Source organism: Bacillus sp. SJ-10 (assembly GCF_002843505.1).
Lineage (GTDB): Bacteria > Bacillota > Bacilli > Bacillales > Bacillaceae > Bacillus > Bacillus velezensis.
This window is the reverse complement of sequence record NZ_CP025258.1, coordinates 482,982-490,000: the sequence shown is the minus strand read 5'-3', so window position 1 is coordinate 490,000 and position 7,019 is coordinate 482,982. Positions and strand designations below refer to the sequence as shown.

Annotated in this window: 1 protein-coding gene, 3 tRNA genes and 3 rRNA genes; 6 read left to right on the top strand and 1 reads right to left on the bottom strand. The window is 49.6% G+C overall.

Annotation, left to right across the window (positions count from 1 at the left end; all coding sequences use genetic code 11):
* Positions 1–173 precede the first annotated feature (173 nt).
* From CXL14_RS02430 to rrf, 6 genes are all read left to right on the top strand, one after another.
* A tRNA-Gly gene (locus tag CXL14_RS02430) sits at positions 174–248 on the top strand.
* Positions 249–280: 32 nt separating this feature from the next.
* Positions 281–357: transfer RNA gene (locus tag CXL14_RS02425), tRNA-Arg, on the top strand.
* Positions 358–373: 16 nt separating this feature from the next.
* Positions 374–450: transfer RNA gene (locus CXL14_RS02420), tRNA-Pro, on the top strand.
* 302 nt (positions 451–752) lie between these two features.
* Positions 753–2,302: ribosomal RNA gene (locus tag CXL14_RS02415) — 16S ribosomal RNA — on the top strand.
* Between the two features lie 175 nt (positions 2,303–2,477).
* A 23S ribosomal RNA gene (locus CXL14_RS02410) occupies positions 2,478–5,407 on the top strand.
* Positions 5,408–5,457: 50 nt separating this feature from the next.
* A 5S ribosomal RNA gene (gene rrf / locus CXL14_RS02405) occupies positions 5,458–5,573 on the top strand.
* The 16S, 23S and 5S rRNA genes sit together here with 3 tRNA genes alongside, the layout of an rRNA operon.
* 95 nt (positions 5,574–5,668) lie before the next feature.
* Here rrf and CXL14_RS02400 read toward each other — a convergent pair.
* Complete coding sequence (locus CXL14_RS02400; protein ID WP_172618048.1) at positions 5,669–6,880, bottom strand: MFS transporter; 1,212 nt, start codon at positions 6,878–6,880, stop codon at positions 5,669–5,671.
* Positions 6,881–7,019 lie beyond the last annotated feature (139 nt).

Genomic DNA, 7,019 nt, shown 5'->3' with positions numbered 1-7,019 from the left:
TGTTAAACGGTATTGACTTTTATCAAAACCTTGATATAATTACTTTTGTCATAATGAACAGTATGCTTTAGATTAGTCTGCGGGTTATACCGTTTGGAGTTTTACTGAATAAATAACAATACAGTTTTTGGTTATCTGATGCTGTATTCTGGCTGTACATTACATTTTTACTTGCGGAAGTAGTTCAGTGGTAGAACATCACCTTGCCAAGGTGGGGGTCGCGGGTTCGAATCCCGTCTTCCGCTCCATTTTATCCCAACGGGATATTGTGAAATTGATTGCGCCCGTAGCTCAATTGGATAGAGCGTTTGACTACGGATCAAAAGGTTAGGGGTTCGACTCCTCTCGGGCGCGCCATAATATATTTAAAAATCGGGAAGTAGCTCAGCTTGGTAGAGCACATGGTTTGGGACCATGGGGTCGCAGGTTCGAATCCTGTCTTCCCGACCATTCTCAAACTATAAAGATAATATACTGGTTTTCTTTTTTTCTCTTTTTTTTAAAAAATGCTTGATTTATAGAGAGGCACCGTGGTATATTATTAAACGTCGCTGATGAACAGCAGACAACAACAAAAAGCTTCGGAAACAACTTAAAAAAAGTTGTTGACATAAAAGAAGCTGAGTGGTAAGATAATAAAGTTGCTTCAACAAGCGGTAATGATCTTTGAAAACTAAACAAGACAAAACGTACCTGTTAATTCAAAGTTTTAAATAAATCGCACAGCGATGTGCGTAGTCAGTCAAACTACTTTATCGGAGAGTTTGATCCTGGCTCAGGACGAACGCTGGCGGCGTGCCTAATACATGCAAGTCGAGCGGACAGATGGGAGCTTGCTCCCTGATGTTAGCGGCGGACGGGTGAGTAACACGTGGGTAACCTGCCTGTAAGACTGGGATAACTCCGGGAAACCGGGGCTAATACCGGATGCTTGTTTGAACCGCATGGTTCAGACATAAAAGGTGGCTTCGGCTACCACTTACAGATGGACCCGCGGCGCATTAGCTAGTTGGTGAGGTAACGGCTCACCAAGGCAACGATGCGTAGCCGACCTGAGAGGGTGATCGGCCACACTGGGACTGAGACACGGCCCAGACTCCTACGGGAGGCAGCAGTAGGGAATCTTCCGCAATGGACGAAAGTCTGACGGAGCAACGCCGCGTGAGTGATGAAGGTTTTCGGATCGTAAAGCTCTGTTGTTAGGGAAGAACAAGTGCCGTTCAAATAGGGCGGCACCTTGACGGTACCTAACCAGAAAGCCACGGCTAACTACGTGCCAGCAGCCGCGGTAATACGTAGGTGGCAAGCGTTGTCCGGAATTATTGGGCGTAAAGGGCTCGCAGGCGGTTTCTTAAGTCTGATGTGAAAGCCCCCGGCTCAACCGGGGAGGGTCATTGGAAACTGGGGAACTTGAGTGCAGAAGAGGAGAGTGGAATTCCACGTGTAGCGGTGAAATGCGTAGAGATGTGGAGGAACACCAGTGGCGAAGGCGACTCTCTGGTCTGTAACTGACGCTGAGGAGCGAAAGCGTGGGGAGCGAACAGGATTAGATACCCTGGTAGTCCACGCCGTAAACGATGAGTGCTAAGTGTTAGGGGGTTTCCGCCCCTTAGTGCTGCAGCTAACGCATTAAGCACTCCGCCTGGGGAGTACGGTCGCAAGACTGAAACTCAAAGGAATTGACGGGGGCCCGCACAAGCGGTGGAGCATGTGGTTTAATTCGAAGCAACGCGAAGAACCTTACCAGGTCTTGACATCCTCTGACAATCCTAGAGATAGGACGTCCCCTTCGGGGGCAGAGTGACAGGTGGTGCATGGTTGTCGTCAGCTCGTGTCGTGAGATGTTGGGTTAAGTCCCGCAACGAGCGCAACCCTTGATCTTAGTTGCCAGCATTCAGTTGGGCACTCTAAGGTGACTGCCGGTGACAAACCGGAGGAAGGTGGGGATGACGTCAAATCATCATGCCCCTTATGACCTGGGCTACACACGTGCTACAATGGACAGAACAAAGGGCAGCGAAACCGCGAGGTTAAGCCAATCCCACAAATCTGTTCTCAGTTCGGATCGCAGTCTGCAACTCGACTGCGTGAAGCTGGAATCGCTAGTAATCGCGGATCAGCATGCCGCGGTGAATACGTTCCCGGGCCTTGTACACACCGCCCGTCACACCACGAGAGTTTGTAACACCCGAAGTCGGTGAGGTAACCTTTTAGGAGCCAGCCGCCGAAGGTGGGACAGATGATTGGGGTGAAGTCGTAACAAGGTAGCCGTATCGGAAGGTGCGGCTGGATCACCTCCTTTCTAAGGATTTTAACGGAATATAAGACCTTGGGTCTTATAAACAGAACGTTCCCTGTCTTGTTTAGTTTTGAAGGATCATTTGATTCTTCGAGATGTTGTTCTTTGAAAACTAGATAACAGAAGTAATTCACATTCAATTAGTAATGCAAGATATCACGTAGTGATTCTTTTTAACGGTTAAGTTAGAAAGGGCGCACGGTGGATGCCTTGGCACTAGGAGCCGATGAAGGACGGGACGAACACCGATATGCTTCGGGGAGCTGTAAGCAAGCTTTGATCCGGAGATTTCCGAATGGGGAAACCCACCACTCGTAATGGAGTGGTATCCATATCTGAATACATAGGATATGAGAAGGCAGACCCGGGGAACTGAAACATCTAAGTACCCGGAGGAAGAGAAAGCAAATGCGATTCCCTGAGTAGCGGCGAGCGAAACGGGACCAGCCCAAACCAAGAGGCTTGCCTCTTGGGGTTGTAGGACACTCTGTACGGAGTTACAAAGGAACGAGGTAGATGAAGAGGTCTGGAAAGGCCCGCCATAGGAGGTAACAGCCCTGTAGTCAAAACTTCGTTCTCTCCTGAGTGGATCCTGAGTACGGCGGAACACGTGAAATTCCGTCGGAATCCGGGAGGACCATCTCCCAAGGCTAAATACTCCCTAGTGACCGATAGTGAACCAGTACCGTGAGGGAAAGGTGAAAAGCACCCCGGAAGGGGAGTGAAAGAGATCCTGAAACCGTGTGCCTACAAGTAGTCAGAGCCCGTTAACGGGTGATGGCGTGCCTTTTGTAGAATGAACCGGCGAGTTACGATCCCGTGCAAGGTTAAGCAGAAGATGCGGAGCCGCAGCGAAAGCGAGTCTGAATAGGGCGAATTGAGTACGTGGTCGTAGACCCGAAACCAGGTGATCTACCCATGTCCAGGGTGAAGTTCAGGTAACACTGAATGGAGGCCCGAACCCACGCACGTTGAAAAGTGCGGGGATGAGGTGTGGGTAGGGGTGAAATGCCAATCGAACCTGGAGATAGCTGGTTCTCTCCGAAATAGCTTTAGGGCTAGCCTCAAGGTAAGAGTCTCGGAGGTAGAGCACTGATTGGACTAGGGGCCCCTACCGGGTTACCGAATTCAGTCAAACTCCGAATGCCGATGACTTATCCTTGGGAGTCAGACTGCGAGTGATAAGATCCGTAGTCGAAAGGGAAACAGCCCAGACCGCCAGCTAAGGTCCCAAAGTATACGTTAAGTGGAAAAGGATGTGGAGTTGCTTAGACAACCAGGATGTTGGCTTAGAAGCAGCCACCATTTAAAGAGTGCGTAATAGCTCACTGGTCGAGTGACTCTGCGCCGAAAATGTACCGGGGCTAAACGTATCACCGAAGCTGCGGACTGTTCTTCGAACAGTGGTAGGAGAGCGTTCTAAGGGCTGTGAAGCAAGACCGGAAGGACTTGTGGAGCGCTTAGAAGTGAGAATGCCGGTATGAGTAGCGAAAGAGGGGTGAGAATCCCCTCCACCGAATGCCTAAGGTTTCCTGAGGAAGGCTCGTCCGCTCAGGGTTAGTCGGGACCTAAGCCGAGGCCGAAAGGCGTAGGCGATGGATAACAGGTTGATATTCCTGTACCACCTCCTCACCATTTGAGCAATGGGGGGACGCAGGAGGATAGGGTAAGCGCGGTATTGGATATCCGCGTCCAAGCAGTTAGGCTGGGAAATAGGCAAATCCGTTTCCCGTGAAGGCTGAGCTGTGATGGCGAGCGAATTATAGTAGCGAAGTTCCTGATTCCACACTGCCAAGAAAAGCCTCTAGCGAGGTGAGAGGTGCCCGTACCGCAAACCGACACAGGTAGGCGAGGAGAGAATCCTAAGGTGATCGAGAGAACTCTCGTTAAGGAACTCGGCAAAATGACCCCGTAACTTCGGGAGAAGGGGTGCTCTGTTAGGGTGCAAGCCCGAGAGAGCCGCAGTGAATAGGCCCAGGCGACTGTTTAGCAAAAACACAGGTCTCTGCGAAGCCGTAAGGCGAAGTATAGGGGCTGACGCCTGCCCGGTGCTGGAAGGTTAAGAGGAGCGCTTAGCGTAAGCGAAGGTGCGAATTGAAGCCCCAGTAAACGGCGGCCGTAACTATAACGGTCCTAAGGTAGCGAAATTCCTTGTCGGGTAAGTTCCGACCCGCACGAAAGGCGCAACGATCTGGGCACTGTCTCAACGAGAGACTCGGTGAAATTATAGTACCTGTGAAGATGCAGGTTACCCGCGACAGGACGGAAAGACCCCGTGGAGCTTTACTGCAGCCTGATATTGAATGTTGGTACAGCTTGTACAGGATAGGTAGGAGCCTTGGAAACCGGAGCGCCAGCTTCGGTGGAGGCATCGGTGGGATACTACCCTGGCTGTATTGACCTTCTAACCCGCCGCCCTTATCGGGCGGGGAGACAGTGTCAGGTGGGCAGTTTGACTGGGGCGGTCGCCTCCTAAAAGGTAACGGAGGCGCCCAAAGGTTCCCTCAGAATGGTTGGAAATCATTCGCAGAGTGTAAAGGCACAAGGGAGCTTGACTGCGAGACCTACAAGTCGAGCAGGGACGAAAGTCGGGCTTAGTGATCCGGTGGTTCCGCATGGAAGGGCCATCGCTCAACGGATAAAAGCTACCCCGGGGATAACAGGCTTATCTCCCCCAAGAGTCCACATCGACGGGGAGGTTTGGCACCTCGATGTCGGCTCATCGCATCCTGGGGCTGTAGTCGGTCCCAAGGGTTGGGCTGTTCGCCCATTAAAGCGGTACGCGAGCTGGGTTCAGAACGTCGTGAGACAGTTCGGTCCCTATCCGTCGCGGGCGCAGGAAATTTGAGAGGAGCTGTCCTTAGTACGAGAGGACCGGGATGGACGCACCGCTGGTGTACCAGTTGTTCTGCCAAGGGCATCGCTGGGTAGCTATGTGCGGACGGGATAAGTGCTGAAAGCATCTAAGCATGAAGCCCCCCTCAAGATGAGATTTCCCATTCCGCAAGGAAGTAAGATCCCTGAAAGATGATCAGGTTGATAGGTCTGAGGTGGAAGTGTGGCGACACATGGAGCTGACAGATACTAATCGATCGAGGACTTAACCAATTTGAATGTATGCTTACTGTTATCTAGTTTTGAGAGAACACTCTCAATGGTTTGGTGGCGATAGCGAAGAGGTCACACCCGTTCCCATGCCGAACACGGAAGTTAAGCTCTTCAGCGCCGATGGTAGTCGGGGGTTTCCCCCTGTGAGAGTAGGACGCCGCCAAGCTATCTTAACCCAGTTTATGATGAACTGGGTTTTTTATATGGAAGATCACATAGATATATAAAGCTAATGCCTTTGAAAGGCATTAGCTTTTTTGTTTACATTGATTTTGCTTTGCTGTTATGATTTTGAAGATTGTTTGATTTTATTGTCTCGAGCATTCTTAAACTGAACACAATCAGCAGCATAAGGAGCATCAGTGCAGTAAACAGCCAGAATGCAGTTTGTGCGGGATATTCATCTAAGCTCCAGCCGACGGCGATCGGAAGGAGTGAACCTCCTAATCCGTTTGAAGCGAGCAGAATACTGGTAGTTGTTTCTGTCTTTCCGGGATAAAAATGATTCGTGATGATTAGGGCTATTGCAAACATGCCTGCCATGAACAGTCCTAAAAAGAAGCAAAGGGCAAAACCGAACCATACGTTTTTACTTAATGCTAATACGGTAAGTGCTGCCAGACCGCCAATGCTTATGAGACGAAGATAACGGTGATATGTCAGCTTTTCTGATACCGGGCCTGTTAATAACCTTCCGATGATCATACCCGTCCAATACACTGTAACTGTTATCGTTGCCAAAGAGTTGGGGATATCCCATTTCTCAGCGAAAATGGAGGGGATAAAATGTACAATTGAAACTTCACTGCCGCCGTAAAAGAAGAAATAAGCACCCGCCAAGGCAATAAACAGCAATCCGTGTGACCGATAACCGGTACTTTCTTTTTGAGTGTCAGCAGAAGAGACCTCTTTGCGGATGAGAAGCTGATCAATACTGCCGAAACTCATCTGCTTCCATGCGATTAAAAGTGCAAAACTGGATAACCCTAATACTAAAAAAGCAATTGTCCACATGTGGTTGTTGATAAGAAAGCCTGAGAGCAGAGGCATGAACAGCGCACCTAATCCGTAGGCCACTTCCATCTTGCTCATGGCCACAGCCTGTCTTTCTTTAATAGCGGTGAGGATGATCGTGCCTACGCAGGATTCCACCAGTCCGGCGCCAAGCCCTGCGATGCTGACGAGAAGAAAGAGCAGCGGCCAGGGCGGCAGGAAGGTGATGAACATTTCACAGCTGATGAGCGCCAGGCCAAAGATAACGACGTTTTTGCGCCCAAGCTTTTTCACCATGTATGGCATTCCGATGACACCGATGAGAAAGCCCATGAACTGAGAGAATACCAATACTCCGCCATTACTGTAGCTTTGTGAATAATGTGTGAGTAACTCAGGCAGTACGGCTCCCAGAATAACAAGTGTAAAAGCAATCGATCCATAAGAAAAACAGCTTATCCACAGCAGACGAGTTTTCATCATTTTATCTCCTTATTGGTAAAATAATATTTCTCTCTACTCGTATGACCATGATGTTTTTACAAAAAATCCAAGTATTGTTACTATATCACATAACTTTTTGTCGTACATCCCTTATGGTAACGTTAACAAATTGTTA

Excerpts from the sequence above, each read along its gene's own strand:
- CXL14_RS02400 (WP_172618048.1), bottom strand. The coding sequence starts at position 6,880 with ATGAAAACTCGTCTGCTGTGGATAAGCTGTTTTTCTTATGGATCGATT.